Below are 25,669 nucleotides of genomic sequence, written 5' to 3'. Positions count from 1 at the left end.
CCTAAGCGTCCGCAGTGGTGCGCGGGGCAATGCTCTGGGTGCGCAGAATTTCAGCCAGCTGGTCAAGGAAGAGCCGGACCCGGGGATTCTCGCGTTCGTTGATGACCAGTGCAAAGATGCTCCGTGCCAGCCGGATCTCGGGCACATCCAGGACAACGACGCCGTCGTGCCGGTTGAGCATGGCCAGTTCCGGAACCAGAGCAGCGCCGAGGCCTGCCGCCGCCATTTCCAGGCTTGCGTTGAAGTCATCGCAGTAGGCGGCCACATGGGGGTGGAGATTGCAGCCGGCAAAGAGCCGTTCAATCACGAGTGCATCCGGCGTTCCGGGGTGATGCATGATCCACGGCATGTCGGAGAGCTGCTCGGCGGAAATCCGGGAGCCTTCCCGGATGCCCCAGGAGCGGGGCAGGACCACGCGGAAATCGTCGTCGCCCAGCCACTGCCGGCTGATCGTGGACGGCCAGGCCAGCCCGCCCTGGCCCACCTGGTAGATGAGCGCGACGTCCAGCTCCCCGCCGCTGCGCAGGCCCTGGATGGTCTGGCCGGGCTCCGCGACGTGGATTTTCAGGTTGATGCCCAGGTCCTGCCAGCCCGGGGATCCGATCAGCAGGGGGAGGGCGAAGGTGGCCAGGCTGGGGAAAATGCCGAGCCGCAGTTCGTGCCTGGTGCCGGCTTCCACCCGGGCGGTGGCGGCCATCAGCGCGTCCATGTCGGTGAGGACCTTGGCCGCATGCCGTGCCATGACGACGGCGGCTTCCGTGGGCACGACCGTGCGCGCGGAGCGTTCAAACAAATGCGCTCCGGTAGCCCGCTCCAGGGCGGACATCTGCTGGGAGACCGCCGACGCCGTGTAGCCCAGCCGGAGGGCCGCAGCGGCAAAGGAGCCCACCCGGATGACTTCCAGGAGGGTCTTGAGGTGGATCGGGTTTACCACTGGTGCCGCCTTCCGTGACGCTGCGTTCACTGCCGCCGTCGACCACTGTATCCGGTTGGCCTCCGTGCCCGGGCTGTCCGGCAGCCAGGGCTGCCTGAAGGGCACGGAGGCCGGCCGTGGAGGCGCTCCGGTTCCTAGGCGGTCCTGGCAGCCATCGCCTGCAGCAGGGCCGCACCGGTTTCAGCGTCGTCCACGGTAACCACAAACTGGCGTCCGCTGCGGCGGTTCACCTGCAGGGCGGGGCCGGTGCGGACCACCACGCCGAACCGGCCCGGCACCCAGCGCAGGCCCCAGCCGCCGAACTCCGCCGCCGGCACCACGGCCACGGCTTCTGCGTCCCGGACTTCGTCAAGGGGGATGAAGAACCGGGGAAAGCCCGCTATGGAAGTGACGGTCAGGCCGCGCTCATCCACCCGGACCCGGTAGGCAGTGGTGGTAGCAGCGGCCGCCAGCAGTACTGCGGTGAGAGCGGTGAGCGTCCAGGCGACGGCGGGGTCGGCCCAGAGCCAGGCGATGAGGGCGCCGGCCGCCACGGCTGTGACGGCGCCCAGGATGAGCAGCAGGGCGGGCAGGGCAAGGCTGGTCTCGCGGAACCAGACAGCGCGTTCTGCCTCGGCCAGGGGCAGCGGTTTCCCGGGGACGGCAGCAGGAGCCGGTGCCGGCTTGGGCTGCACCAACCAGCACACGGCCCCCACGGCCAGGCCGGCCAGCAGGGACCACAGCACGGGCAGGCCTACCCCGGGGGCCAGCGCGGCGTCCGGCAGCCCGGACTGCATCAGCTGGCCCCAGGTCAGCATCAGGCACAGCATGGTGGTGATGCCCGGGATTATTGCCCCCAGGAAACGGTAGCCGGAGCCGTGGCCGGAGCCGCCACCGCGCAGGCCGGAGAAGCTGCTCCCCGCCATGAGGGCCGGGATGCCGGCTCCCAGCAGCACTGTCAGCAGCAGGGGAAGCCAGGGCGGAGCGAACCCGTCCGGTCCGTTGCTGCCCCAGTTCACGGCCACCGGATCCGGCAGCGACGGCAGCGCGATGAGCTGAAGCGCCACCGCAACGGCCACAACCACGGCGGGCACGGCCACGGCCACCAGCAGGAAGCGGCGGCGGACAAGGTCGGCGGAGTTAGGACTCACGGGCAATTTCCTTTACATAGGCGGACAGGGTTTCCGGTGAGAGACCCAGTTCTTTGGCCTTGGTGATCAGGGCCAGCACATCGGGATGCAGGGCTGCCAGCGGTGCGGCAGCTTCCGTGAGGATTGCACCGCGTCCGCGGCGCAGCTCGACGAGCCCTTCGGCCCGGAGCTCCTGGTAAGCGTGCAGCACGGTGTGCACGTTGATCCCCAGAGATTCCGCCACCTCGCGTGCCGACGGAAGGCGCTCGCCGGGCTTGAGCCGCCCGGCGGCGGCATCTGCACGGATGGAGGCGGCCAGCTGGGCGAACAGCGGCTGGTCGCTTGAGGAATCCACTTTCATGAGCATGTAGTTATTCTACTTCAACTATAACAATCGTGCCAGCTTGGCTGCCGGTGCGCCGTCCCCGCTCCTGCCGGTGCGGCGGCAGCAGCGGCGACACGCCAGCGTTTCGCGACACGCGCTGGAAATTGTGGCCTTGGCGACTCCCCGCAGGGTGTGCGTTCATTCTGCACAGCCTGTGGAGAACCCCGGGCCGACCAGCGAGAACTCACGGAATTTCCCGCCCCGCCCTGTGCATTAGCTGTGGACGACGGGACCGGCGAATGACATACTTGTAATACATCATCTTGGGGTTCCCGTTGCAGCTGCGCACTAGATGTAGTGTCTGGATGTAGTATCAATGGACAGACTTCAAGGCTTCACAAGGGGAGACCAACCATGACCGTTACGGTTTACACCAAGCCCTCCTGCGTTCAGTGCAACGCTACCTACCGGGCGCTGGACAAGAAGGGCATCACGTACCAGATCGTGGATATGTCACAGGATGCAGAGGCCCTGGAACGCGTCCGCGCACTGGGGTACATGCAGGCTCCCGTCGTCGTTACCGAGCAGGATTCTTGGTCGGGTTTCCGTCCGGACAAGATCGATGCGCTCGCCCAGGCGTCGGTTTCCTCTGTCGCCTAATCAGGCTTCCGCACACCGGCACCACACCCGTTAGACCCGCACCGTCAGGAGCGCAGGAACCATGGCACTGGGGATAGCACACCGCTCCGGGATGACCCCGGATCCGGAATCCGCAGCAGACGCGCAGCCCGTCACTGACGCACCCCTGATTTATTTTTCATCGGCGTCGGGATACACCGGCCGCTTTGTCGGAAAACTGGACACGGCCGCAGGAAAAATCCCGCTTCACACCTCAGAACCCACTCTGCTGGCGCAACGCCCGTACGTCCTGCTGCTGCCCACCTACGGCGGCACAGCGGAGCAGCCGGGAGCTGCAGCGCGGGGCGCAGTGCCCAAGCAGGTCATCAAGTTCCTGAATAACGAGCACAACCGCTCCCTGATCCGGGGAGTAATCGGCGCAGGCAACACCAACTTTGGGGACACCTATTGCCTGGCGGCGGACATCGTCGCCGTGAAATGCAAAGTCCCCGTTTTATATCGATTTGAACTCATGGGCACGTCCGAGGACGTCGTCAAAGTAAACGAAGGATTGGAAGAGTTTTGGACGCATCAGTCGCAGAAGCCGGCATGACGGACTCCAAGGAGCTGCCGGAGGCCTACAAGGACCTGGGCTACCACGAGCTCAACGCCATGCTGAACCTGTACGGCAAGAACGGCGAGATCCAGTTCGACGCCGACCGCGCTGCTGCGCGCCAGTACTTCCTCCAGCACGTGAACAACAACACCGTGTTCTTCCACGACCTGGAAGAGAAGCTGGAATACCTGGTCAAGAACGAATACTACGAGAGCGAAACGCTCGACCAGTACTCCATGGACTTCATCCGCGAGCTCTACCAGCGCGCCTACAAGAAGAAGTTCCGCTTCGAGACCTTCCTGGGCGCGTTCAAGTTCTACACCTCGTACACGCTGAAGACGTTTGACGGCAAGCGGTACCTGGAGCGCTATGAAGACCGCGTCTGCATGGTTGCCCTGCACCTTGCCCGCGGTGACGAGAAGCTTGCCATGCAGATGGTCGACGAGATCATCGGCGGCCGTTTCCAGCCCGCCACCCCCACCTTCCTGAACGCCGGCAAGGCCCAGCGCGGCGAGCTGGTCTCCTGCTTCCTGCTGCGTATCGAAGACAACATGGAGTCGATCGGCCGTTCCATCAACTCCGCACTGCAGCTGTCCAAGCGCGGCGGCGGCGTGGCCTTCGCGCTGACCAACATCCGCGAGGTCGGCGCGCCGATCAAGCAGATCGAGAACCAGTCCTCCGGCGTCATCCCCGTCATGAAGCTCCTTGAGGATTCCTTCTCCTACGCGAACCAGCTCGGTGCCCGCCAGGGTGCAGGTGCCGTGTACCTGCACGCCCACCACCCGGACATCAACCGGTTCCTGGACACCAAGCGCGAAAACGCCGACGAGAAGATCCGCATCAAGACCCTCTCCCTCGGCGTCGTCGTTCCCGACATCACCTTTGAACTGGCCAAGCGCGACGAGGACATGTACCTGTTCTCTCCGTACGACGTCGAAAAGGTCTACGGCGTGCCGTTCTCCGACATCTCGGTCACCGAGAAGTACTACGAGATGGTGGACGACGCCCGGATCAAGAAGACCAAGATCAAGGCCCGCGAGTTCTTCCAGACCCTCGCCGAGATCCAGTTCGAGTCCGGCTACCCGTACATCATGTTCGAGGACACGGTGAACCGGGAAAACCCGATCGAGGGCAAGATCATCATGTCCAACCTGTGCTCCGAAATCCTCCAGGTTTCCGAGCCCACCACGTACAACGATGACCTTTCCTACGCCGAGACCGGCAAGGACATTTCCTGCAACCTGGGTTCCCTGAACATCGCCAAGACGATGGATTCCCCGGACTTCGGCCGGACCATCGAAACTTCGATCCGCGCCCTGACCGCAGTTTCGGACATGAGCCACATCGGCTCCGTGCCGTCCATCGCCAAGGGCAACGACGCTTCCCACGCCATCGGCCTGGGCCAGATGAACCTGCACGGCTACCTGGCACGTGAGCGCGTGCACTACGGGTCCGAAGAGGGCATCGACTTCACCAACATTTACTTCTACTCCGTGGTTTACCACGCGGTGCGGGCATCGAACCTGCTCTCCATCGAAACCGGCCGCAAGTTCGCCGGCTTCGATAAGTCCAAGTACGCCACCGGCGAGTTCTTCGACAAGTACGTCAACTCCGAATGGGTTCCGAAGACGGAGCGCGTGCGCGAGCTGTTCGAAGGCATTCACATCCCGACCCAGGCTGACTGGGCCGCGCTGAAGGCCTCGGTCATGGAGCACGGCATCTACAACCAGAACCTGCAGGCTGTGCCGCCGACCGGCTCGATCTCCTACATCAACAACTCCACCTCCTCGATTCACCCGGTGGCTGCGAAGATTGAGATCCGCAAGGAAGGCAAGCTCGGGCGTGTGTACTACCCGGCGCCGTACCTGACGAACGACAACCTTGAGTACTACAAGGATGCCTACGAAATCGGCTACGAGAAGATCATCGACACCTACGCCGCTGCTACCCAGCACGTGGACCAGGGCCTGTCGCTGACGCTGTTCTTCAAGGACACCGCCACCACGCGCGACATCAACAGGGCGCAGATCTACGCATGGCGCAAGGGCATCAAGACCATCTACTACATCCGCCTGCGCCAGCTCGCGCTCGAGGGCACCGAGGTGGAAGGCTGCGTCAGCTGCATGCTGTGACATTTCCGCCTGCTGTGACTGCCTAACCCCTCGCACTCTTTTCAAGACAAGGAACCATTCATGACCGAGAAGCTGAAGCTGATCGACAGCGTCCAGGCGATCAACTGGAACAAGATCCAGGATGACAAGGACGTAGAAGTCTGGAACCGCCTGGTCAACAACTTCTGGCTGCCGGAGAAGGTGCCGCTGTCCAACGACGTCCAGTCGTGGAACACGCTCACCCCGGACGAGCAGCAGCTGACCATGCGCGTGTTCACCGGCCTGACCCTGCTGGACACCGTGCAGGCCACGGTTGGCGCCGTCTCGCTGATCCCCGATGCGATCACCCCGCACGAGGAAGCCGTCTACACGAACATTGCGTTCATGGAGTCGGTGCACGCCAAGAGCTACTCCTCGATCTTCTCCACGCTGGCCTCCACCAAGGAGATCGACGAGGCCTTCCGCTGGTCCACCGAGAACGAGAACCTGCAGAAGAAGGCCCACATCGTCACGGATTACTACCGCGGCGATGACCCCCTGAAGCGCAAGGTGGCCTCCACCCTGCTGGAGTCCTTCCTCTTCTACTCGGGCTTCTACCTGCCGATGTACTGGTCCTCGCGGGCCAAGCTGACAAACACGGCTGACCTGATCCGCCTGATCATCCGTGACGAGGCCGTGCACGGGTACTACATCGGCTACAAGTACCAGAAGGGCCTGGAAGGTGTGTCCGAGGCCCGCAAGCAGGAACTGAAGGACTACACGTACGAGCTGCTCTTCGAGCTGTACGAAAACGAAGTCCAGTACACGCACGACCTGTACGACGGCGTCGGCCTGGCCGAGGACGTCAAGAAGTTCCTGCACTACAACGCCAACAAGGCGCTGATGAACCTGGGCTACGAAGCCATGTTCCCGTCCGCCCTGACGGACGTGAACCCGGCCATCCTGTCCGCGCTCTCCCCGAATGCGGATGAGAACCACGACTTCTTCTCCGGATCCGGTTCCTCCTACGTCATCGGCAAGGCCGTAAACACGGAGGACGACGACTGGGACTTCTAGTTCCAGACAGACTTCGAGGCATCTGAGCACTGCAAGAACCCGCTGCCCCCTTTTGGGGCAGCGGGTTCTTTCGTATTCAGCACCGATCACGCTCCCGCGTCGCTGGTGCAGCTTATACCGCGGTTATGGGAAAGTTGCGGTGGAGGAAAAAATGCCGCGTCAGCACGTTAACACTCATATCGCGATGCTCGCGTCCGTATGCCTTTGTCTCCTCGCATACCTCTCCTGGACCGGCGACCTACCGGAGGCGGACTCTGCTGCAACTTCAGCGATCGCCGTGCCCGACTTTAATTCGCCACAGAGCATCACCGTTGTAGTCAACAAGGACCGGCCCTTGAGCACGGAATACGTTCCCCGGAACCTCATCGACGTTGGGGGAGTGTCACTGCGTGCCGAGGCAGGGGAAGCCTTCCTGCAGCTGCTTGCGGATGCTGCTGCATCCGAGGTTGCGATCACAGCCGTCAGTGGTTTCCGCCGGGCCAGTGAACAGGCAGATCTGCATTCGTCCTACACGGACAGCTACGGAGGCCCTGCCGCTGAATCCCTCTCGGCCCGTCCCGGACACAGTGAACACCAGACAGGACTGGCCGTGGATATTGCCAACCCCGACGGCACCTGCTCCCTCCAACCCTGCTTTGAGGGAACAGCGGCAGGGTCCTGGGCAGCCGCCAACGCCGACCGCTACGGGTTTGTGGTCCGCTATCCGGCGGGAGCAGAAGCCGTCACCGGGTATTCCTACGAGCCATGGCATCTGCGCTACATCGGGGTGGATTCCGCCCAACGGATAGTGGAAGCCGGAATCACACTGGAAGAATTCGCGAACCTGCCTGCCGCACCAGGGTACTGAATCAGGCTATAGCCATGTAGCCGGCGGAGGAAAAATCAATTGTCCGGTTCTTGAGCTAACTTTGACGTTTGAACCTAGTGAGGGAAGTTTCAGTGTCCGAATCGGGACGAAGGCTTCGACGCACAGCCATTAGTGGAAGTTGGGAGAACTAGAAACCCCTTCTGCCCGCTGATGGCGTTGTCGCCCAGAAACTCATGCCGACAAATTTGGGAGGGCTATGCCCAGAAGCAAGTCGATGAGCTGCTGGAAAAGACAGTCCTGGAAGTCCGGCGGCTGCAGGAAGAAAACGAACGCCTCCAGCTGGGAAGGGGCAACCCTCGAAGCGGATTCGTTTCGGTCACCGGCCCGGTTCTCACTCCTGAACAGGTCGTGAAACACGAATTCACTCCGACTAAATTCCGTGACGGCTATTCACAGGACGAGACGGACGACTTTCTCGACAAGGTCGTGGTGAACCTCCCGCTGTGGGCGTCGGAAAATGAGCAGCTCCGGGCCCAGATTGCGGGAAACGTGAGCTCGTAGAAGGAACACGGTTAGTCCTGAAACAGGTTCCACAGTTTCTGGGTGGTGTTCCAGCTGCGGATGGTCATGGACTTGTACATCGGTGACGCCGCAACAGCACTCAGCCGGCTCTTGGTCCGTTCCGCGCTGAGGCGCTGGGAATAGATGACGCCCTCACCCGGCCAGACAGCGTCCACTCCCTCCCGGGGATTGAAAGCTGACAGTGCTTCAGCCGGATCAATGCCCATGAGGAAGATCGCGTCGGAATGGTACTTGCCCGGCTGCTCACCAAAACCTTCGGGCTTGTGCGCGACGACGTCCTGCAGCTGCCCCCGGCTGAGCACCAGCACCCTGACCAGCTCGTCGTCGAGCTCGAACCTCTCAGCCAGGGCTTTTTCAATACACGGCCCGATCTCCCCGGCAGCATCGGCGGATTCGAGCAGCACGTTTCCGCTCGCTATGTAGGTCATCACGTGTTCGTATCCTAGGTCTTCCAGGTGTCCCTTCAGCAGCTTCATTGGGACCTTGTTCCTGCCGCCCACATTAATGCCGCGCAGCAGGACCAGATACGGGGTAGGTTCCACAATTCTCTCCGTCCATCAGCGGCCGCCAGCCGCGGGTCTGGGCGTCTTGCAGTGAATTTACCCCGGGGAGAGCAGAAGACCTAGGGTTCCGGCACCCATCTCCACCCGCCGGAGTCCACCTCGACGAGGACAGGCGGCCTGCCCGCCACGCCCCGCCGCCGCAACGCTTCCGCCAGGTCAGCCGGAGGAGCGGCCACCACAAACGTTTCGCCCCGAAAGAGGTCGGCCGTTTCATCAACCAGGGACAGAACATTGGCCCAGCCGGTGGCCTCGAACCGCTCGGCCACCCGCAGGTGGGCCAGCCATGGCGGCGGGGGAGCTCCGCAGCCGAGCAGCACGGCGCCGGCCGGGCACTGGAGATCGGTCACCGTTGCACCGGCGGCACCGGCCCCTGGAACAGCCGGTCGGTCGGCAGCAGGATTTCAATCGTCTTCGTCATATCCGCAGACTTGGCGATGGCGCCGGCGACCGACGGCGCGACCAGCACCCGGTCCCGCCGCACCTCCTGGATGAGGACCTGAACCTGATCGCCGTCGAGGTCCAGCCACCACTTGTCAACGAACATCCGCAGCCCGAGATCATCGAGCAGGCTCTCTGCCGTCTCCAGTTCCAGGGGCTCGGCCCGGCGCCGGTGGAGCAGGTCAAACGGCACGAACTCCCCGGCGTCGGTCATATGGATGTAACCGACATGTTCGCCGTCCAGCTTCCGCAGATGGTCGAACGTGTTCTCCACGGGCATCGGTCCGCTCATGGATCAGCCCGCCACTTTACTGCGCTGTCCCGTATCGACGCCGGCCACAGCCCCGCCGTCGACCAGCAGGTCCATGCCGGTGATAAAGCCGGCATCGGAGCTCAGCAGGAAGGCGACGGCGTTGGCGATGTCGCCCGGAGTGCCCACCCGCCCGGTCCCCGAGTTTTCAATCATGGCCCGCATATGGGCACCGGATTCACCGGCGAGTTCCTGCTGCCCCATGGGCGTGGAGATGACGCCGGGGCTAATGCTGTTCACGCGCGCCCCGCGGGCACCCCAGCGCAGGCTGGCCGTCTGCACGCGGACCTGGTTGGCGCGCTTGGCGATGAGGTAGGCGTAACCCGGGTTGTCGATTCCGGCGATGAACGGAATCAGGTGCAGGTCATCCACCGGCACCGTGGCCAGGCTGGCCAGCACATCAGCGGGAATGCTGCCGCCGGACATGTAGGCGGACATACTCGAAATAACGACGCCGGCACCGCCCGGCGCGATGACCTTCTCGAATTCCTCCAGCACCAGGGCGGCGCCGATCAGGTCGACCTTCCAGATGGCATCCACGGGGGCCTGGACGGGGGACAGCCCTGCTGTGTGGACCACCTGCGTGACTGCCCCAAGTTCTGCCGCGGCCGCAGCCAGGGCCGCCACCGAATCACGGGAGGACACGTCTACGCGCTGGGATACGACGTCGTATCCGTCACCGACAGCCCCGGCAACCACACTCTCGAGGAGGTCTTCATTGAAGTCGGCCAGGAGTACCTTCCGGCCCGCCCCCGAGCGGCGCAGGACGGCCTGGCCCATTCCGCCCAAACCGATAACTACCAGTACTTCAGTTGCCATGACGCTCCAATATCGCAGGGTCCGGGCAGGGAAGTCCCGGTAGCTACCGAGGATATCGTGTGCCGTGCCTTCTGTGGGTGGTATACGGGCCAGGTGACGGTGTCGATGCTGTGTTCTACCGCCGGAATGGGTGTGTAACGATTTACCTGTAAAATACTCGAGTCCGCTAGGTCGACCTGATGCATGGAAATATCGTGGCATACGGTAAAAGCAGCGCGACGGAACCGAATCGTGTTGCCGCCGCTGCAAACCCAAAAGTTACATCAAGCAAAAGTCCCGCAGTTCTTTCACTCGGTGCGGGAAACGCCAACGGCGAAGGTGCAGCTCTCTATGCACCCCGGCAAAAAAGGCAAAAAGGGACCGTGGGGGATCCCTCATTTCCCGCGGATACGCGGGATATCAACGACATCATCCAGGACATAAATGAAAACCACGACGCTTTCCACTGGTCTCACATCAGTTGCACTGGCCGCCTTGCTGGCTGTTTCCTGCCTCGCAGGTCCGGCCGCGGCCGCTGTCCCCGCCCTGGGGACAGACACGGATACCGCCGCCAGCGGCATCAGCGAAGCTGAACAGACGCAAATCATCGGCGAAAACGGCGCCTCAATGGGGCAGGGCCTGCACCGGCTGAACGTCACCGGAGACGCGCAGCTGCCTGCGCCGGATGAAGGTGCCGCGGCTATGCCGGAGGAGGGTGCCGGGACGACGGCGCCCGACGACGGCGCTGCTGGTGCCACTCCGGACGGAGACGGGAGCGCGGACGCCGACGTCGACGCCGACGCCGAAGGCGGAACGGCGGCACCCGAAGCGGCGGAACCGCTCGCGGGAAACTGGCGCCCGGCCGGGATCCAGGGCATGGACGTCTCCAGCCATCAGGGCAACGTTGACTGGAACCACGCATGGGCGCAGGGGGCGCGGTTTGCCTATGCCAAGGCCACTGAGGGGATGACCTACAAGAACCCCAATTTCAACCAGCAGTACGGCGGTTCCTATAACGTCGGCATGGTCCGCGGCGCGTACCACTTTGCCCTGCCCAACGTCTCTTCGGCCGTTGACCAGGCCAACTACTTTGTGAACAACGGAGGGGGATGGTCCGCAGACGGACGTACCCTGCCGCCGCTCCTGGACATTGAGTACAACCCCTACACTTCCCTGGGCAACACCTGCTACAACATGAGCGCCGGGCAGATGGTCAACTGGATCCGCGACTTCTCCAACACGGTCAAGGCCCGCACCGGACGTGCGCCCATGATCTACACGACCACTGACTGGTGGAAAACCTGCACCGGCAACAGTGCCGCTTTCCGGGACAATCCGCTGCACATTGCAAGTTACAACGAAGTTGGAGCCGGCACGCTGCCCGCGAGCTGGAGCGTCTACAGCTTGTGGCAGTACAGCAGCACCGGGCCTTTCGTGGGCGACTCCAACGTTTGGAACGGGACAGCCGCAGGGCTGACGGCGTTTGCCCGCGGCGCAGCCCCTGCCCCGGCCCCTGCGCCCGTTCCCGTGCCCGGACCCTACAGCGACGTTCCGGGCAACAGCCAGTTCGCCAAGGAGATCTCGTGGCTGAAGGCAAAGGCGATCACCACGGGGTACCCCGACGGCACCTACCGTCCGGCGGACCCGGTCAAACGCGACGCGATGGCAGCTTTCCTCTACCGCGTCCAGGGCAAACCCGCTTACACGGCGCCCAGGGTTTCGCGCTTCCGGGATGTGGCAACGAACAACCTCTTCTACAAGGAGATCCACTGGCTGGCAGCCAGCGGAGTGGCCACCGGATGGAACGGAACCACCTACCAGCCCGGCGCAGACATTAACCGCGATGCCATGGCGGCCTTCCTGTACCGCTTGGCCGGCAGCCCGCGCTACACACCGCCGGCGGTTTCCCCGTTCAGGGACGTTCCGGTCAGCAACATGTACTACAAGGAAATCAGCTGGCTGGCAGCGCAGGGCATCTCCACCGGCTGGAGCGACAAGACGTTCCGCCCGTACCAGCCCATTGCCCGGGATGCGATGGCGGCGTTCCTTTACCGGTACGACGCCAAGTTCTAGCGGGGTCCTTCAGGGCAACCGGCAGTGCACCACAGGCAGCACACCCCCGGTGTGCTGCCTGTGGTGTTCTCGGAGGTACACGGTCAGGGTGACGTAATGAACGCCGGAACGGTCGGGCGCGCCCGCAGACGCCGATACGATTTAACGCATGAACATTGAACTGCGGATTCCGCCGAAGCTGGGACGGGAATTGGAGGAGCTCGCCAAGGAGCAGGGGGTTTCCGTGGAAGTTCTCGTGGTTAACGGCGCGAGGCTGCTCCTTGAACACCGCAACCGCCGCAGCCACCTGGCGTAGCGGCTCCCCGGAGGGCAGGGCTGCGCGGGACTAAAGAATTCAGCAGATAATTGTCGAAATGACACAGATCAGCTGCCGCAGATAAGCGATATTGCTGCTCTTTGTTGGAGTGTCGAACAGATCCTCGATCCGGGGCGGTTACGATACTTCCAGCTATGAAGAAAAACACTACATTCCGGGCCGTTGCCGTTGCCGTCCCCGTTTCCTGCGCCCTTGTTTTTGCCTCCCTTGCAGTTCCCGGAGCAGCTGCTGCAGCTGATCCTTGGACAATGCTCCCGACAATCTCCACCGCCGATACCGCGGATACTGCCGATACTTCTGATATCGCCGATACGGGTGAGGTTCCGCCGGTCATGCCGGATACGCCCCGACCGGACCCGGCAGCCCTTTCCCCGGAGGCAGCCGACGCCTCGGTGAAGGCCGCTGCCGAGGAAGCCGGCCCGGGATACGGTCCGGAGGCCTTGCCGGAAGCCCTCCCGGAGGCCTTCCCGGAAGGGACCGGCGGCGGGCAGGTAGCTGCCCCGGATGCCTCCACCGAATCGGTCCGCAGCGACCGCTTCGCCGGACAGGTCTTTGACCTGATGAATGCCAAACGCAGCGCTGCCGGCGTTCCCGCCCTCATCTGGAACCAGCACATTGCCGATGTTTCCCAAGGGTGGGCAAACCACCTTCGGGTAGCCACCGCGGATCCAAACTTCGACTGGGCGGGCATCCACCGCCCCGACGCCGGCGGATCGCTGATTCCCGCCGGCGCGAACTGGTACGGCGAAATCATTGCCTTCAACTTCTCCGCCGCCCAGGTGGTGGACTGGTGGATGAACTCCCCGGCACACCGGGCCGCCATGCTGGATCCGAGGGAAACCCATACGGGCGTCGGCTACGTGGTGCCGACCAGCGGACCGTACAAGGGCTGGCACTTGGTGGTCTCCAACTTGGCCGGCTATCCGAAAACGACCAAGCCCGCAGTGGTGTCTCCGTTCAGCGACCTGGTGGGCGGACAGAAGTTCCTCGCCGAGATGAACTGGATGCACAAGCAGGGGGTTTCCACCGGATGGGCGGAAAAGAACGGCACGAGGACGTACCGGCCGTTCCAGCCGGTCAGCCGCGAGGCGATGGCCGCCTTCATGTACCGGTTGAAAGGGTCACCGAAGTTCGCGGCCCCGGCCAAATCGCCCTTTACCGATGTCTCCGTATCCAATCCGTATTACAAGGAAATTGCGTGGCTGGCCTCGACAAAGATTTCCACCGGCTGGGTCCAGAAAAACGGAAGCAAGGTATTTCTGCCGCATGATGCCGTCGACCGGGATGCGATGGCAGCTTTCCTTTACCGGTTGGCCGGTTCACCGAATTACACGCCGCCCAAGAGTTCCCCCTTTATTGATGTGCCTGTTTCGCATCAGTTCTACAAGCAGATTTCCTGGCTGGCTGCCAGCGGTGTCTCCACCGGCTGGCCGGTGGCCAACGGCAAAGCGTACAAACCCGGACAAACCGTCGCCCGGGATGCCATGGCCGCTTTCATGAAGCGCTGGGCTGCATAGGGGGCCAACAGCCTAAAGCCAGGCTCTGCTGCTGAAGCAGCGGCCGGACCGCGCCCCACCCCCCCCGGGGGCGGTCCGGTCAGCGGCCGGCGGCCAGGGCGTCCGAGAGCGCCATGAAATCCGGGTCGATCTTCTGCTCGTCGGGATGGGCGTCGTACCAGCTCAGAATCTCGGCGGCACCCTCCGCGAAGGGAATTTCGGCAGCGAACCCCGGCACCAGTGCCTTGATCTTTGAGTTGTCGAAAATGACCGAGTGGGACTTGTCGCCCAGCAGGCCCGGCCCCCGCCCGGGGTCCCGGGCGGCAATGGTCTCCGAAGCGACATGGACCAGCTCGGGTTCCGGCACGCCGGCGGCCGCTGCCAGGATCCGGTACACCTCGTTCCAGGGCAGGAACTCATCGGAAGTAATGGTGTAGCTGTCGCCGACCGCCTCGCCGCGGCCCAGCAGCCCGGTAAAGGCCCGGGCGAAGTCCCGGCTGTGGGTCAGCGTCCACAGCGAGGTTCCGTCGCCGTGCACCAGCACCGGAAGTCCGGCACGCATCCGGTGCAGGTCCGTCCATCCGCCCATGAGGGGGATCATCGTGCGGTCATAGGTGTGGGAAGGCCGGACCACGGTGCCCGGAAACCCCTCGTCGCGATAGGCGGAGACGAGGAGGTCCTCGCAGGCGATTTTGTCGCGGGAGTACTGCCAGAACGGGTTGCGCAGGGGAGTGGACTCCAGGATCGGAAGCCGGGCCGGGGGCTTCTGGTATGCCGAGGCGGAACTGATGAACACATAGTGGCCGGTGCGGCCGCGGAACAGGTCCATCCCGGCGGCCAGCTGCTCGGGAACAAAGGAAATAAAGTCGGCGACGGCGTCAAAGTCGCGGCCCCCGAGAGCTTCTGACGCGGCCGCGGCATCGCGGATGTCCGCGTGGAGGACTTCCACGCCGGGCGGTACCGGCCGGGTGGCGGAAACTCCGCGGTTCAGCAGTGTCACGCGGTGTCCAAGCCGGCTTGCGTGCTCGGCGACGGCGGAACTGATGACTCCCGTTCCGCCAATGAGAAGAATATCCATGTGCGTTCCCTGACCGGTCGTAAGGGCCGCGTCGGGGTGCACGCGCGGCACGGAGGAAAGTCCGCAGGCCCATTCTGCAGCACGATCCGGATTCTGTCCCGTTATTCTCCGGTGCGCTCCCCGGTGCGCTCCCCGGTGCGCTCGCCAAGGCCGGTCTTGCGGCCGCCGCTGGAGCGCCTGGTCACGGCCGATGCCCAGACCCAGGTGGCCCGGCGGATTCCGGCGTCGGTCCACAGCACCTGCACCGCCCTGGCGTTCCACGTGCAGGCTTCGCCCTTGACCTGCTCCGCAGCGTTCGGGAACCGGATCCAGGCCCAGACGGGGATGCCCGGCACGGAGGTAGTTGCCGGGTGATGCTCAAAATCCAGCTCTTCCGGGGTGAGTTCAATCGGCTCCGCGCGCCGGGCGTAGCGGGCGGCGAGCCGTGCCGCCGCTTCCTGATCCATGGTTAAAAGTAGAACACATATTCGAATGGTCGGATGCTGGGGAGTACTCCCCTCCTGCAGGCACAATGGGAACATGTGCGGACGTTACGTGATGGCAAAGGCAACATCGGACCTGGTGGCGGCGTTTTCCGCCGACCAAGCTGTGGGAGAGGACATTGCTCCCTCCTGGAACGTCGCACCAACGGACGACGTGCGGATTGTCACTGAGCGCGCCCGCCGCAGGGCAGGCGACGGCAGCGCCGCCGTCGACAGTTCCGCCGCAAGTGACGGTTCCGCGGCCGACGGCGGCGGGAGCGCAGGCGGTGATGCCGTGGTGCGGCGGCTGGCTACGGCCAAGTGGGGCCTGGTGCCCGTCTGGGCGAAGGATTCCAAAATCGGCGCACGGATGATTAATGCCCGCCGGGAAACCGTCCTCGAAAAGCCGGCGTTCCGGAAAGCAGCCCGGAAGCGCCGGGCACTGGTTCCGGCTGACGGTTATTACGAGTGGGAAAAATCCGGTTCCGCCAAGATCCCCACCTACCTGTATTCGCCGTCGGAGGATCCTTTGGCGTTCGCCGGTCTCTATGAATACTGGCCCGACCCTTCGCTGCCCGAGGACCACGAGCACAAGTGGCTGGTGAGCTTCACCATCATCACCACCGCAGCCAGTGATGCCCTGGGGCACATCCATGACCGGACGCCGCTGATTGTTCCGCAGGACCTGTACGGAGACTGGCTGGACCCGGGGCTGACGGAAACGGCCGAGGTCCAGCAGCTTTTGGACGCCGTGCCGGAACCGGTGCTGACTCCCCGGGTAGTGTCCAGCGAGGTGAACTCGGTCCGCAACAACGGCCCCCAGCTGATCCATCCGGTCGACGGCGCCGCAGAATAGGAACCGGCTACCAGGCGTAGTCCTCAGGGGCTGTGCGGTGGCCGGGGAAAATGCCGTCGAGCCGGCTGAGTGTGTCAGCGTCGAGTTCAACGTCCAGGGCCTTCAGCGCGTCGTCAAGCTGCGCCTGGATCCGCGGCCCCACGATCGGCGCGGTGACCGCCGGCTGGTGCAGCAGCCAGGCCAGGGCGAGGATTCCCGGCGCAACTCCGAGTTCGTCGGCGAGGTCCTCATACTGCGCCAGGGCGTCCCGGTGGGTTTCCAGGGCCGCTTTGGCGCGGCCCTCCGTCCGGCGCCCGCCCTGTTCCGTTTTCTTCAGCACCCCGCCCAGCAGGCCGCCCTCCAACGGTGACCACGGCAGCAAGCCCAGGCCGTAATGCTGCGCTGCCGGAATAACCTCGAGCTCAACCGTGCGGCTGATCAGGTTGTAGATGGACTGCTCACTGACCAGCCCGTTGAAGTTCCTGCGGCGTGCGGCTTCCTGGGCCTGGCCGATATGCCAGCCCGCAAAGTTCGAACTGCCGTTGTAGATGATTTTGCCCTGCTGCACGGCAACTTCCATGGCCTGCCAAATCTCGTCCCACGGCGTGTTCCGGTCCACATGGTGGAACTGGTAAAGATCGATGTAGTCGGTCTGCAGCCGCTTGAGGCTCGCGTCCAGGGCGCGGCGGATATTCAGTGCCGAAAGGAACGTGTCATTGGGACGCTCACTCATGGAGCCGTACAGCTTGGTGGCCAGCACGGTGTCTTCCCGCCGTCCGCCGCCCTTGGCGAACCAGCGGCCAACGATCTCTTCGGTCCAGCCCTTCTGCTCGCCCCAGCCGTAAACGTTGGCAGTATCAAAGAAGTTGATGCCTGCCTCGCGTGCGGAATCCATAATGGCGTGCGCATCGGCCTCTTCGGTCTTGGGTCCGAAGTTCATGGTGCCCAGGCACAGGCGGGAGACGTTCAGGCCGGAGCGGCCCAAATGGGTGTATTGCATGAAAACCCTCGCTTGGAGTAGGAAGCCGCTTTCTGTGCCGCCGGGCGGAGGCAAGCGGTGCAGGACTTATTCTGCGTGCTCAGGTGCGCTCCGGCTAGTGGGCGCCCGGCGCCTGAGGATGCTCGCCGACGCCGGCGGGCGTCCCTTCAGCTGCGGCGCACGGGCTGAGGTAGCCTGAACACACAAAACCTGAACCACAAGGAGGCTTCGTGCCCGAGTCGTACTACCGCGCCCTGGGCGAGGAAAGCTTTGAGTCCACTATCCACACCCAGGGTGCCTGGAATGACCACGAGCAGCACATGTCGCCGGTCTCGGGCCTGCTGGCCTACGCGCTGGAGAACTGCAGCCCGCGTGCCGATATGCGGCTGGCGCGGATTAGCTATGACATTCTCGGCGTCATTCCCCGCGGCACCTTCGATGTGCGGACGAAGATCCTCCGGCCGGGCCGCACCATTGAACTGCTCGAAGCCGAGTTGATCGCGGAAGGCCGGGCAGCGGTGCGGGCCACCGCCTGGCGGCTGGCCGTGGGCTCCACCGGAGAAGTCGCGGCCCTGGAGGACGCACGGATGCCGGGTCCGGAGGGCCTGGGCACCGCCTTCGATATGACGCAGTGGCCGGGCGACTTCATTAATTCCCTGGACTTCCGGGCGGTGGAGGGCCTGCGGCCGGGCCGCGGCCAGGTTTGGGTGCGGACCCCGTACGAGATGGTGGAAGGCGCACCCTCCAGTGACCTCGTGCGGCTGGTGGGTCTGGTGGACACCGCCAACGGTGTTGCCGCACGGGTCCCCCCGGGAGGGGACAGCTACATGTTTCCCAATGTTGACCTGCAGATCCACCTCCACCGTTCACCCCGGGGCGAGTGGCTGGGGCTGGACACCCGGGTGACGTTCGGAACCGACGGCATCGGCCTGACATCCTCCGTGCTGCATGACCTTGAGGGGCCCTTTGGCCGCAGTGAACAGATCCTGACCGTGCGCCGTCTCGGCGGCCGGTCCTAAGGCTGCAGCCCGTGTCGCAGGAAGCACTCCCAGCCTCCGCCGCCCCCGGCCCGGCACCCCTCGCCGTCGTGCGCCAGGACCGCACCCTGGGTGCCGCCGGTGACCTGGATTTTGCCCTGTCCATGCTGGACGCCGCCCGCACCGGGACCCTTGGTCCCGTGCTTCGCCTCTACCGCCCCGAGCCCACCGTGGCGCTGGGCCAGCGGGACGCCCGGCTGCCCGGGTTCGACGCCGCGGCCGAGGCCTGCAGGCAGCAGGGCTTCGAACCGCTGATCCGCAAGGCAGGCGGACGCGCCGCCGCCTACCACCGCGGCTGCCTGGTCCTGGACCATGTGGAACCCGGCGGTGACGGAGTGGCGGGGTCCCGGGCGCGGTTCGGGGACTTCGGTGAGTTGTACGCCTCGGCGCTGCGGCGGGCCGGCATCAACGCTGCGGTGGGGGAAATCCCTGGTGAATACTGCCCGGGGGAATTCACCGTTCACGGCACCACGGATGCCGGCCGGAAGATCAAGTTGGTTGGAACAGCTCAGCGGGTGGTCTCCGGTGCCTGGCTTTTCTCCTCGGTGGTGGTGGTCCGGGACGCCGCACCGCTGCGCCGGGTTCTGACTGCCTGCTACTCCGCCCTGGGGCTGGAATGGGACCCCGGTACCGCCGGCGCCGCGGAGGACGCAGGGGGAGGTGCCGCCGCCGACAGCTCCCTGATGGACACCGTTGAAGCGGCACTGCTTGAGGCCTACGGTGCCCGGCGGCCGCTTGCCGCGGGAAGTTTCGACGCACTCACAGCGTCTCTGGGCGGCGGCACCACCGTGCAAAACGCCGCGCGGATCCAGTAATCTGTGCATCGATCAGTAAGCTTGCTTTAGGCCCTGCCTTGCTGCACGAAGACTCCGCTGCACCAGGATTTAGTCGTATTAAGAACACCGCCGGATAAAGGAAAACCATTGGCCAAAAACACCACCCAAAACACCGTCGAAAACACCGCGCTGCGGCTCAAGGCAGTCCTGGAGGTCCTGGCTGCGGAGGATCCGTCCGCGCAGCGCCGGATCAGCCGCGGCGAAGTCCTCGCCGCTGCCATTACCCGGGTGCCGCTGAAAGACCGCGAGTCCGAGCTGCTGGCCAGCGGTGCGGCCCGCGGGGAGCGGGCCCTCGCCAATGCCACCAGCAAGCTGGTCAAGGCCGGATGGATCACCAAAGAAGGCCGGGCGGGCTGGAGCATTACGGTTCACGGGCGTCAGGCCCTGAAGGATTTTCCGGAGACGGCTGACCTGCTGGCTGCCATGGACGGTACGGTTCCGGCGGCAGCGGACAGCCCCGGAACTGCTGCGGACACTTCCGAAGCGGCCGCCGAGGCCGTCGTTGAAGAGGCACTGCAGGCGGCCGTCGCGGAGCCGGAACTCCCGCAGGAACAGCACGGGGCGCATCAGGGCGCGGAACTGCCCGAACCGTCCTTTCCGCAGCCGGGCTCCGTTGTGGTGGCCGGAAACCTGGGCGTGTTGGGCGGGGCAGACTGGGACCCGGCCGGAAAGGACCTGCAGCTTACCTTCGACCGCAGCGACGAGTTGTGGAAGCTCACCGCGGATCTTCCCGCGGGCCACTACGAATACAAGGTGGCGCTGAACGGTTCCTGGGAGGAGAACTACGGCAGGGACGGGCACCGGGACGGAGCGAACCTGGACATGGTGCACGACGGCGGCCCGCTGACCTTCCTTTACGACCACGCGACACACCTGGTCATCACGAAGCCGGACGTCAGCGGGTAGGCCCCGCCGTTCCGGCAGTCCGGAGCCGGCACTCCGGGGCTAGCGGTCCGCTGCTTCCGGGGCCAGGCCGTGCCTGGCCAAAAACCCCAGCACGGTGTCGGCTGCAATTCGCCAGCCGTGGTCAATCACCAGTGAGTGGCCGCTGCCGGCAATCTCCAGGTATTCGGTCGGTGACGCCGAGGACCGGTACCGGCGCGCCGCTGCCCGGACCACGGATGCCGGAACAATCCGGTCTTCGCTGGCTCCTGCCAGGAGCAGCGGGCCCCGTTTCGCCGCTGTGTCCACCCGCAACGGGGAACGCGGGTTGACGTTGGCTTCGGCAACCTGGAACAGCGGCCGTCCCGGAGCGGGCATGACGCATGTGGCATGCAGGTCATTGGACTCGCGTTCGGAAACCGCATTGGCGAAGGTTCTGTGGAAGCGCTGCGGAGACTGGCGGAGAACCCGGCGCCGGTTCAGCGGATTCCAGAGCACCGGCAGCGATGACCTCAGTTCGGTCGGAGACAGCCGCAGCACGCCCCGAAAGCGTGCCGGAGCCAGGGCTGCGGCTCCGGCAGCAGCTCCGCGGGCGAGCAGCTGCTGGGCCAGCAGCCCGCCAAACGAGTGGCCCACAACGACAGGGGGCCGCTGCAGTTCGCTGATAAAGCTCTCGTAATGGGCCAGGGCTTCGCGCGCGCCCGTCCCGGCCATCGGCCCCGGGAATGCGTTGGCTGCCGGCAGTGCCTCGGGCTCACCCGGCCAGCCTGGCGCCACCGGGTCATATCCGTGGTCACGGAAGAGGTCCAGCCACGCATCCCAGCTGCCGGCGTGCAGCCATAGTCCGTGGATGAACACCACGGGTGTCCGGTCCCCGGGACGCACCGAATCCGAATCCGTGGAGGGATAGGGAATCCGCAGGCTCCCGACAGGGGTCATGGTCAGTGCTCCTCGCATCGGAAAGGACCCGGTATCCGCGCCGGCCGGATCTGCTGGCCAGTCTGCCATTGGAGGCTCTTGGCGCGGTAGATGTCATGACCCGATCAGGCGAACCGGATGTGTGAGGAACCCGGCGGGTTCCCGGATCCACCACACGCCGTCGGCACGGCGTTCCGCCGGAGTGGAAAACCGGTACCGGTACACCCGGGCCCGCACCCAGCGCGGCGGCGTACCCTTGAAGGGATCATCGCGCAGCAGGGCAAGGGTCCGGCGGTCGCCGGCGAGCAGTTTTTGCAGCAGGACCTCAAACCAGGTGCTGCCGCCCGCGCCCAGGGCCAGGAACCACATCATCCAGTCCAGCCGCAGGTGGTACGGCGCGAACTGCCGCGGCATCCGCGACGGATCACCGGGCTTGCCCCTGAACCCGTACTCCAGCCATTGAGCGTCGGGACCCGGATTATCGAGCGTTCCCTCGATCACCACCTCGTTCCGGGACCGGGTAATGCTGCCAAAGGCTCCGTAGGCATTGGACAGGTGCCAGCGGTTGAAGCTGGCATTCATCAGCTGGTTTCTGCTGAACAGGTTCCGCAGCGGCGCCCACGCCCAGTACAGCATCAGTGCAGTGACGGCCAGGACGACGACGGCGAACCACAGCGGGGTGGCCGGGGGCTCCGGCGAGGCAAAGGCGGCCCCGGGCAGCAGCGCCTGCACCAGGGAGTCCGGCACCGCGCTGAAGGCGATCAGGATGGTGAGCACATTCAACCAGGCAAAGTTGCCGGAGAGCACCAGCCAGCCCTGGGTGATGATGACCACCGCGGCGGCAATCCCGGCCACGGGCTGCGGAAAAAACAGGAAGAACGGCACCACCAGCTGGGCAACGTGGTTGCCCAGGACTTCCGCCTTGTGAAGCGGTTTGGGCAGGTGGTGGAAGTACCAGCTGGCGGGGTTGGGCATGGGCTGGGTTTCGTGGTGGTAGTACAGGGCGGTGAGGTCCCGCCACGCCGGGTCCCCGCGCATCTTGATCAGCCCCGCCCCGAACTCCAGCCGGAAAACCAGCCAGCGGAAAAGGAACAGGACCGTGATCGGGGGCGCGACGTCGTTGGACCCCAGGAAGGCGGCGAGGAAGCCCGCCTCCAGCAGCAGGGATTCCCAGCCGAAACCGTAGAACATCTGGCCGATGTTGACGATCGACAGATACAGGAACCAGATCAGCAAAAAAGCGGCCATCGGCAGCCAGGGCGGGCCGGACTGCGGCACGCCGGCCACCAGCAATGCCGCGACGGCGGCACCGGTCCAGGCCACGGCGAGCAGGAACCGGTCGGAGTAATGCCAGCGGAAGAGGGTGGGAATGCCCCGGCCCCGGATGCGGGCCAGGAACCGCGGTGCGGGCAGTAGCCCGTTTTCCCCCAGCAGGGCAGGAAACTGGTTGGCGGCGGAGATAAAGGCGAGCAGATACACGGCGGCAATGCCGCGCTGCAGCACCTGCCGCCCAAATTCATACCCCTCGGCGCTGAACCACTCCATGGGACATCAGACTAGCCAAAGCCGGTGGCGCGCGCTGCCCCTGCTGCAGGAACCTTCCGGTCAATGAAACGCTCGGTGTTGTCGAGGGATTGAACTAAAACCGGAACAGGGAATTGATCTCCTGTTTGGCGTCATCCACATAAACCTCGGTGCGCTCGTCGAAGAATGAAACCCGGTCCTTCAGCTGCGCCGAATCGGGCAGCACCGACTCGTAGGACCAGGCCAGGTCCGCTCCCGCCGGATGCCCGGACACGGACCAGTAGTTTGCCGTTCCCTTGTACGGGCATTCCGACCGGGTCAGGGAAGCACCAAGGGCATCCCAGTCCACGTCCTCCCGGGGAAAATACGTGCGGGGTGGGAGCATCGTTTCATAAACGAACAGCGGCTGGCGGGTCTCCGCCAGCAGCCGGCCGCCCAGATGCACCCGCACGGCCCGCGAGGACTGCCGCGCGTCGACCCGGTGGAAGGGATCCCGGGGGTGCCCCCGGATTTCCTCGTCCTCTTCCAGCCACCGGTCAAAGGCGTCGAAGTCCAGCACCACATAGTCCGCCAGATCGGGATCATCGGGCCGGAAGCCGGCCCCCGGCAGCCCGTGCGACCCCGCCTGGAGGTCCAGGGGCTGCCCGGCGCCGTGTGGGCCGTAAACGGATAACGCGGGTCCATCAGGGCATTCGGCGGCACGTGGGCCAGCGGATCCTCCGGGTGCGGGCCGGCGTCGTGCGCCTTCAATTCGGCGCTGATGTCCCGCGCCGGCACCGCATAAACCGGTGTCACCCGCCGGGGCTCGTACACCAGGTACGCATGGTCGGAATCGACCACGGTGTTGTTCCCGAGCTGGGCGCGGATCCGGCGCGGCGTTGGTTCAAACCGCAGCTGGGGCAGCAATTCCCAGAAAGCAGGGCTGATCTGTTGGGCCATATGACCAGTGTCCGGCTGCTTCCGGCCGGATTCAAGGCTTTCGCGCCGGCGCTCTCCGCTGCCGGAAAGGGCTCATACGCGCCGGAAAGGGCTCTCCGCTGCCGGAAAGGGCTCATGCGCGCCGGAGAGCCGGCGCGCATGAGCAGATCCAACTGTCGTGCCGGGCGAACCCGGCAAAGCAGCGCGGAAGGGGCGTTCCCGCCGGCGGGGTCTAGTGGCCCCGGGCGATCCATTCCTCCAGCTGCGGGGCTTCGGCGCCGATGGTGGTGGAGTCACCGTGCCCGGTGTAAACCCGGGTCTCCGACGGCAGGGTCAGCAGCCGTTCCCGGATGGACTTGATGATGGTCGGAAAATCGCTGTAGGAGCGGCCCGTGGCGCCCGGGCCGCCGGCGAACAGCGTGTCACCGCTGAAGAGAACCGGGGCGCCGTCGCCGGGCGCACCGGACGCCAGCAGGAAGCATACCGATCCGGGGGAGTGCCCCGGAGTATGCAGTGCCTGCAGGGTGATGCCGGCCACCTCGAAGATGTCTCCGTCCTCGATCTCGTCGTCGGGCCCGTCCTCCGGGAACACGGCGTCCCAGAGCATCCGGTCCGCCGGATGCAGGAATACCGGGGCGCTGAAGCGGTCCCGGGCCTCTCCGACCGCGCGGATGTGATCATCGTGTCCGTGCGTGAGCAGGATCCCCTGGACTTCGCGGTCTCCGACGGCGGCGGCCACGGCATCAATGTCGTGGGCCGGGTCGATGATGATGACCTGGGCGTCGTCGCCGACGATCCAGACGTTGTTGTCCACATCCCAGGTTCCGCCGTCGAGCGAGAACGTTCCGGAAGTGATGACGTTGTCGATGTGCACGCCCATTTAGAGCACCACCACGGAACGCAGGACTGAGCCGTCATGCATCTTCTTGAAGGCTTCTTCGATGTCGCCCAGGCCAATGCGCTCGGACACAAACGCATCCAGGTCCAGGCGTCCGAGCTTGTACTGTTCCACCAGCATGGGGAAGTCACGCGAGGGCAGGCAGTCGCCGTACCAGGAGGACTTCAGTGATCCGCCGCGGCCGAAAACGTCAGCCAGCGGAAGCTCGATCTTCATTTCCGGGTTGGGTACGCCCACCAGGACCACGCGGCCGGCGAGGTCGCGTGCGTAAAAAGCCTGCTTGTAGGTTTCGGGGCGCCCGACGGCGTCAATCACCACGTCTGCGCCGTTGCCGCCGGTGAGGGCGCGGATGGCTTCCACCGGATCCTCATCCTTGGAATTGATGACGTGGGTGGCGCCCTGGGCCTTGGCCAGTTCCAGCTTCTTGGAGTCGATGTCCACGGCAATGATGGTGGTGGCTCCGGCCAGCACGGCACCGGCGACGGCGGCAATGCCCACGCCGCCGCAGCCGATAACGGCCACGGACTCTCCGCGCTTGACTTCGCCGGTGTTAATGGCGGCACCGATGCCGGCCATGACGCCGCAGCCGAGCAGGCCAACAGCGGCGGCGTCGACGTCGTCGTCCACCTTGGTGCACTGGCCCGCGGCCACCAGCGTCTTCTCGGCAAAGGCGCCGATGCCCAGGGCGGCCGTCAGCTCGGTGCCGTCTTCCAGGGTCATCTTCTGCGTGGCGTTGTGCGTGTTGAAGCAGTACTGCGGCTCCCCTTTGCGGCAGGCCCGGCATTCGCCGCAGACGGCACGCCAGTTCAGGACCACCCGGTCGCCCGGGGCCACCTCGGTGACGTCGGGGCCAACGGCGGAGACCACGCCCGTGGCTTCGTGGCCGAGCAGGAACGGGTAATCGTCGTTGATTGCACCCTGCTTGTAATGCAGGTCGGTGTGGCAGACACCGCAGGTGAGGATGTCCACCAGGGCCTCTCCGGGACCGGGGTCCGGAACCAGAATGGTTTCGAGTGAAACGGGTGCGTCCTTTTCCTTGACGACTACTGCCTGAACCTTGTGAACCATGTGCGTGTGCTGCCTCTCGAATGTCCGGGCGGGACGCCGATGCCCGGCGCCCCGCGTTCCATCCTATGAAGCAGGATGGCCG

At 64.8% G+C, this 25,669-nt stretch carries 28 protein-coding genes; 13 read left to right on the top strand and 15 right to left on the bottom strand.

The window, feature by feature from the left end:
* Window position 1: 1 nt before the first annotated feature.
* The 3 genes from M1D40_RS11240 to M1D40_RS11230 all read right to left on the bottom strand — a co-directional run bounded on the left by M1D40_RS11240 (window position 2) and on the right by M1D40_RS11230 (window position 2,410).
* A complete protein-coding gene (locus M1D40_RS11240) occupies window positions 2-934 on the bottom strand; it encodes a LysR family transcriptional regulator (RefSeq protein ID WP_341394903.1) in 933 nt (310 codons plus the stop codon).
* Between the two features lie 134 nt (window positions 935-1,068).
* Entirely contained in the window at window positions 1,069-2,064 is a 996-nt protein-coding gene (locus M1D40_RS11235) for a DUF1648 domain-containing protein (protein WP_461168877.1), read from the bottom strand.
* A complete protein-coding gene (locus M1D40_RS11230; protein WP_341394905.1) occupies window positions 2,054-2,410 on the bottom strand; it encodes a GntR family transcriptional regulator in 357 nt (118 codons plus the stop codon). Before M1D40_RS11230 ends, M1D40_RS11235 begins: the two co-directional genes overlap by 11 nt.
* A gap of 372 nt (window positions 2,411-2,782) precedes the next feature.
* On the opposite strand from M1D40_RS11230, the gene nrdH reads away from it, so the two are divergent.
* The 6 genes from nrdH to M1D40_RS11200 all read left to right on the top strand — a co-directional run bounded on the left by nrdH (window position 2,783) and on the right by M1D40_RS11200 (window position 8,138).
* The gene (gene nrdH, locus M1D40_RS11225) at window positions 2,783-3,028 is read left to right on the top strand and encodes a glutaredoxin-like protein NrdH (RefSeq protein ID WP_229965442.1); all 246 of its coding nucleotides are present in this window, start codon (window positions 2,783-2,785) and stop codon (window positions 3,026-3,028) included.
* A gap of 61 nt (window positions 3,029-3,089) precedes the next feature.
* Complete coding sequence (gene nrdI / locus M1D40_RS11220; RefSeq protein ID WP_445818917.1) at window positions 3,090-3,599, top strand: class Ib ribonucleoside-diphosphate reductase assembly flavoprotein NrdI; 510 nt, start codon at window positions 3,090-3,092, stop codon at window positions 3,597-3,599.
* Complete coding sequence (nrdE, locus tag M1D40_RS11215; RefSeq protein ID WP_461168876.1) at window positions 3,596-5,734, top strand: class 1b ribonucleoside-diphosphate reductase subunit alpha; 2,139 nt, start codon at window positions 3,596-3,598, stop codon at window positions 5,732-5,734. The genes nrdI and nrdE overlap by 4 nt, the downstream gene beginning before the upstream one ends.
* A 60-nt stretch (window positions 5,735-5,794) precedes the next feature.
* Window positions 5,795-6,769 (top strand): class 1b ribonucleoside-diphosphate reductase subunit beta, encoded by a 975-nt coding sequence (gene nrdF, locus M1D40_RS11210; protein WP_461168875.1) that lies wholly within the window; start codon window positions 5,795-5,797, stop codon window positions 6,767-6,769.
* Between the two features lie 334 nt (window positions 6,770-7,103).
* Window positions 7,104-7,616, top strand: coding sequence for a M15 family metallopeptidase (locus M1D40_RS11205; RefSeq protein ID WP_461168874.1), 513 nt, complete (start codon window positions 7,104-7,106; stop codon window positions 7,614-7,616).
* 171 nt (window positions 7,617-7,787) lie between these two features.
* The gene (locus tag M1D40_RS11200) at window positions 7,788-8,138 is read left to right on the top strand and encodes a DivIVA domain-containing protein (protein WP_461168873.1); all 351 of its coding nucleotides are present in this window, start codon (window positions 7,788-7,790) and stop codon (window positions 8,136-8,138) included.
* Between the two features lie 11 nt (window positions 8,139-8,149).
* Here M1D40_RS11200 and M1D40_RS11195 read toward each other — a convergent pair whose 3' ends face one another.
* From M1D40_RS11195 to M1D40_RS11180, 4 genes are all read right to left on the bottom strand, one after another.
* Window positions 8,150-8,701: a DUF1697 domain-containing protein gene (locus tag M1D40_RS11195; RefSeq protein WP_341394910.1), complete on the bottom strand. Its 552-nt coding sequence runs from the start codon at window positions 8,699-8,701 to the stop codon at window positions 8,150-8,152.
* 80 nt (window positions 8,702-8,781) lie between these two features.
* Window positions 8,782-9,069, bottom strand: coding sequence for a hypothetical protein (locus M1D40_RS11190; protein WP_461168872.1), 288 nt, complete (start codon window positions 9,067-9,069; stop codon window positions 8,782-8,784).
* The gene (locus M1D40_RS11185) at window positions 9,066-9,452 is read right to left on the bottom strand and encodes a serine/threonine protein phosphatase (protein ID WP_341394912.1); all 387 of its coding nucleotides are present in this window, start codon (window positions 9,450-9,452) and stop codon (window positions 9,066-9,068) included. The genes M1D40_RS11190 and M1D40_RS11185 overlap by 4 nt, the downstream gene beginning before the upstream one ends.
* 3 nt (window positions 9,453-9,455) lie before the next feature.
* A complete protein-coding gene (locus tag M1D40_RS11180; RefSeq protein WP_461168871.1) occupies window positions 9,456-10,289 on the bottom strand; it encodes an SDR family oxidoreductase in 834 nt (277 codons plus the stop codon).
* Window positions 10,290-10,712: 423 nt separating this feature from the next.
* Between M1D40_RS11180 and M1D40_RS11175 the strand changes: the two genes are divergently transcribed.
* The 3 genes from M1D40_RS11175 to M1D40_RS11165 all read left to right on the top strand — a co-directional run bounded on the left by M1D40_RS11175 (window position 10,713) and on the right by M1D40_RS11165 (window position 14,174).
* Window positions 10,713-12,341, top strand: a complete 1,629-nt coding sequence (locus tag M1D40_RS11175) for a GH25 family lysozyme (RefSeq protein ID WP_461168870.1) — start codon at window positions 10,713-10,715, stop codon at window positions 12,339-12,341.
* Between the two features lie 148 nt (window positions 12,342-12,489).
* Window positions 12,490-12,636, top strand: a complete 147-nt coding sequence (locus M1D40_RS11170) for a toxin-antitoxin system HicB family antitoxin (protein WP_268911418.1) — start codon at window positions 12,490-12,492, stop codon at window positions 12,634-12,636.
* Window positions 12,637-12,791: 155 nt separating this feature from the next.
* On the top strand, window positions 12,792-14,174 hold the full coding sequence (locus tag M1D40_RS11165; RefSeq protein WP_461168869.1) for a CAP and S-layer homology domain-containing protein: 1,383 nt from the start codon (window positions 12,792-12,794) through the stop codon (window positions 14,172-14,174).
* Window positions 14,175-14,253: 79 nt separating this feature from the next.
* Here M1D40_RS11165 and M1D40_RS11160 read toward each other — a convergent pair whose 3' ends face one another.
* Both M1D40_RS11160 and M1D40_RS11155 read right to left on the bottom strand, forming a co-directional pair.
* Window positions 14,254-15,231: an NAD-dependent epimerase/dehydratase family protein gene (locus tag M1D40_RS11160; protein ID WP_461168868.1), complete on the bottom strand. Its 978-nt coding sequence runs from the start codon at window positions 15,229-15,231 to the stop codon at window positions 14,254-14,256.
* Between the two features lie 101 nt (window positions 15,232-15,332).
* Window positions 15,333-15,677: a hypothetical protein gene (locus tag M1D40_RS11155; RefSeq protein ID WP_461168867.1), complete on the bottom strand. Its 345-nt coding sequence runs from the start codon at window positions 15,675-15,677 to the stop codon at window positions 15,333-15,335.
* 91 nt (window positions 15,678-15,768) lie between these two features.
* On the opposite strand from M1D40_RS11155, the gene M1D40_RS11150 reads away from it, so the two are divergent.
* The gene (locus tag M1D40_RS11150; RefSeq protein ID WP_461168866.1) at window positions 15,769-16,548 is read left to right on the top strand and encodes an SOS response-associated peptidase; all 780 of its coding nucleotides are present in this window, start codon (window positions 15,769-15,771) and stop codon (window positions 16,546-16,548) included.
* Window positions 16,549-16,555: 7 nt separating this feature from the next.
* On the opposite strand, the gene M1D40_RS11145 is transcribed toward M1D40_RS11150, so the two are convergent.
* Window positions 16,556-17,527, bottom strand: a complete 972-nt coding sequence (locus M1D40_RS11145) for an aldo/keto reductase (protein WP_461168865.1) — start codon at window positions 17,525-17,527, stop codon at window positions 16,556-16,558.
* A gap of 209 nt (window positions 17,528-17,736) precedes the next feature.
* Between M1D40_RS11145 and M1D40_RS11140 the strand changes: the two genes are divergently transcribed.
* The 3 genes from M1D40_RS11140 to M1D40_RS11130 all read left to right on the top strand — a co-directional run bounded on the left by M1D40_RS11140 (window position 17,737) and on the right by M1D40_RS11130 (window position 20,285).
* Window positions 17,737-18,525 (top strand): thioesterase family protein, encoded by a 789-nt coding sequence (locus M1D40_RS11140; protein WP_461168864.1) that lies wholly within the window; start codon window positions 17,737-17,739, stop codon window positions 18,523-18,525.
* A gap of 11 nt (window positions 18,526-18,536) precedes the next feature.
* Complete coding sequence (locus M1D40_RS11135; protein ID WP_341394921.1) at window positions 18,537-19,358, top strand: lipoate--protein ligase family protein; 822 nt, start codon at window positions 18,537-18,539, stop codon at window positions 19,356-19,358.
* A 108-nt stretch (window positions 19,359-19,466) separates the two neighbouring features.
* Window positions 19,467-20,285 (top strand): pullulanase X25 domain-containing protein, encoded by an 819-nt coding sequence (locus tag M1D40_RS11130; RefSeq protein WP_461168863.1) that lies wholly within the window; start codon window positions 19,467-19,469, stop codon window positions 20,283-20,285.
* 39 nt (window positions 20,286-20,324) lie between these two features.
* Here M1D40_RS11130 and M1D40_RS11125 read toward each other — a convergent pair whose 3' ends face one another.
* From M1D40_RS11125 to M1D40_RS11105, 5 genes are all read right to left on the bottom strand, one after another.
* Window positions 20,325-21,200 (bottom strand): alpha/beta hydrolase, encoded by an 876-nt coding sequence (locus M1D40_RS11125; RefSeq protein WP_461168862.1) that lies wholly within the window; start codon window positions 21,198-21,200, stop codon window positions 20,325-20,327.
* A 93-nt stretch (window positions 21,201-21,293) separates the two neighbouring features.
* Complete coding sequence (locus M1D40_RS11120) at window positions 21,294-22,724, bottom strand: lipase maturation factor family protein (protein ID WP_461168861.1); 1,431 nt, start codon at window positions 22,722-22,724, stop codon at window positions 21,294-21,296.
* A 94-nt stretch (window positions 22,725-22,818) separates the two neighbouring features.
* Complete coding sequence (locus tag M1D40_RS11115) at window positions 22,819-23,265, bottom strand: DUF427 domain-containing protein (protein ID WP_461168860.1); 447 nt, start codon at window positions 23,263-23,265, stop codon at window positions 22,819-22,821.
* A 588-nt stretch (window positions 23,266-23,853) separates the two neighbouring features.
* Entirely contained in the window at window positions 23,854-24,501 is a 648-nt protein-coding gene (locus M1D40_RS11110; RefSeq protein WP_461168859.1) for an MBL fold metallo-hydrolase, read from the bottom strand.
* Window positions 24,502-25,587, bottom strand: a complete 1,086-nt coding sequence (locus M1D40_RS11105) for an S-(hydroxymethyl)mycothiol dehydrogenase (RefSeq protein ID WP_341394927.1) — start codon at window positions 25,585-25,587, stop codon at window positions 24,502-24,504.
* Between the last annotated feature and the right edge of the window lie 82 nt (window positions 25,588-25,669).

This window comes from Arthrobacter sp. Z1-15, from assembly GCF_054792395.1.
This window is presented reverse-complemented; position numbering and strand designations above follow the sequence as displayed.

Bases quoted from the DNA above. Each gene is read 5' to 3' on its own strand.
- nrdE (WP_461168876.1), top strand. From the start codon at position 3,596: ATGACGGACTCCAAGGAGCTGCCGGAGGCCTACAAGGACCTGGGCTAC.
- M1D40_RS11150 (WP_461168866.1), top strand. From the start codon at position 15,769: ATGGCAAAGGCAACATCGGACCTGGTGGCGGCGTTTTCCGCCGACCAA.
- nrdI (WP_445818917.1), top strand. From the start codon at position 3,090: ATGGCACTGGGGATAGCACACCGCTCCGGGATGACCCCGGATCCGGAA.
- M1D40_RS11185 (WP_341394912.1), bottom strand. From the start codon at position 9,452: ATGAGCGGACCGATGCCCGTGGAGAACACGTTCGACCATCTGCGGAAG.
- M1D40_RS11145 (WP_461168865.1), bottom strand. From the start codon at position 17,527: ATGCAATACACCCATTTGGGCCGCTCCGGCCTGAACGTCTCCCGCCTG.
- nrdF (WP_461168875.1), top strand. From the start codon at position 5,795: ATGACCGAGAAGCTGAAGCTGATCGACAGCGTCCAGGCGATCAACTGG.
- M1D40_RS11120 (WP_461168861.1), bottom strand. From the start codon at position 22,724: ATGGAGTGGTTCAGCGCCGAGGGGTATGAATTTGGGCGGCAGGTGCTG.
- M1D40_RS11200 (WP_461168873.1), top strand. From the start codon at position 7,788: ATGGCGTTGTCGCCCAGAAACTCATGCCGACAAATTTGGGAGGGCTAT.
- M1D40_RS11160 (WP_461168868.1), bottom strand. From the start codon at position 15,231: ATGGATATTCTTCTCATTGGCGGAACGGGAGTCATCAGTTCCGCCGTC.
- M1D40_RS11110 (WP_461168859.1), bottom strand. From the start codon at position 24,501: ATGGGCGTGCACATCGACAACGTCATCACTTCCGGAACGTTCTCGCTC.
- nrdH (WP_229965442.1), top strand. From the start codon at position 2,783: ATGACCGTTACGGTTTACACCAAGCCCTCCTGCGTTCAGTGCAACGCT.
- M1D40_RS11170 (WP_268911418.1), top strand. From the start codon at position 12,490: ATGAACATTGAACTGCGGATTCCGCCGAAGCTGGGACGGGAATTGGAG.
- M1D40_RS11175 (WP_461168870.1), top strand. From the start codon at position 10,713: ATGAAAACCACGACGCTTTCCACTGGTCTCACATCAGTTGCACTGGCC.
- M1D40_RS11165 (WP_461168869.1), top strand. From the start codon at position 12,792: ATGAAGAAAAACACTACATTCCGGGCCGTTGCCGTTGCCGTCCCCGTT.
- M1D40_RS11125 (WP_461168862.1), bottom strand. From the start codon at position 21,200: ATGACCCCTGTCGGGAGCCTGCGGATTCCCTATCCCTCCACGGATTCG.
- M1D40_RS11155 (WP_461168867.1), bottom strand. From the start codon at position 15,677: ATGGATCAGGAAGCGGCGGCACGGCTCGCCGCCCGCTACGCCCGGCGC.
- M1D40_RS11230 (WP_341394905.1), bottom strand. From the start codon at position 2,410: ATGCTCATGAAAGTGGATTCCTCAAGCGACCAGCCGCTGTTCGCCCAG.
- M1D40_RS11180 (WP_461168871.1), bottom strand. From the start codon at position 10,289: ATGGCAACTGAAGTACTGGTAGTTATCGGTTTGGGCGGAATGGGCCAG.
- M1D40_RS11105 (WP_341394927.1), bottom strand. From the start codon at position 25,587: ATGGTTCACAAGGTTCAGGCAGTAGTCGTCAAGGAAAAGGACGCACCC.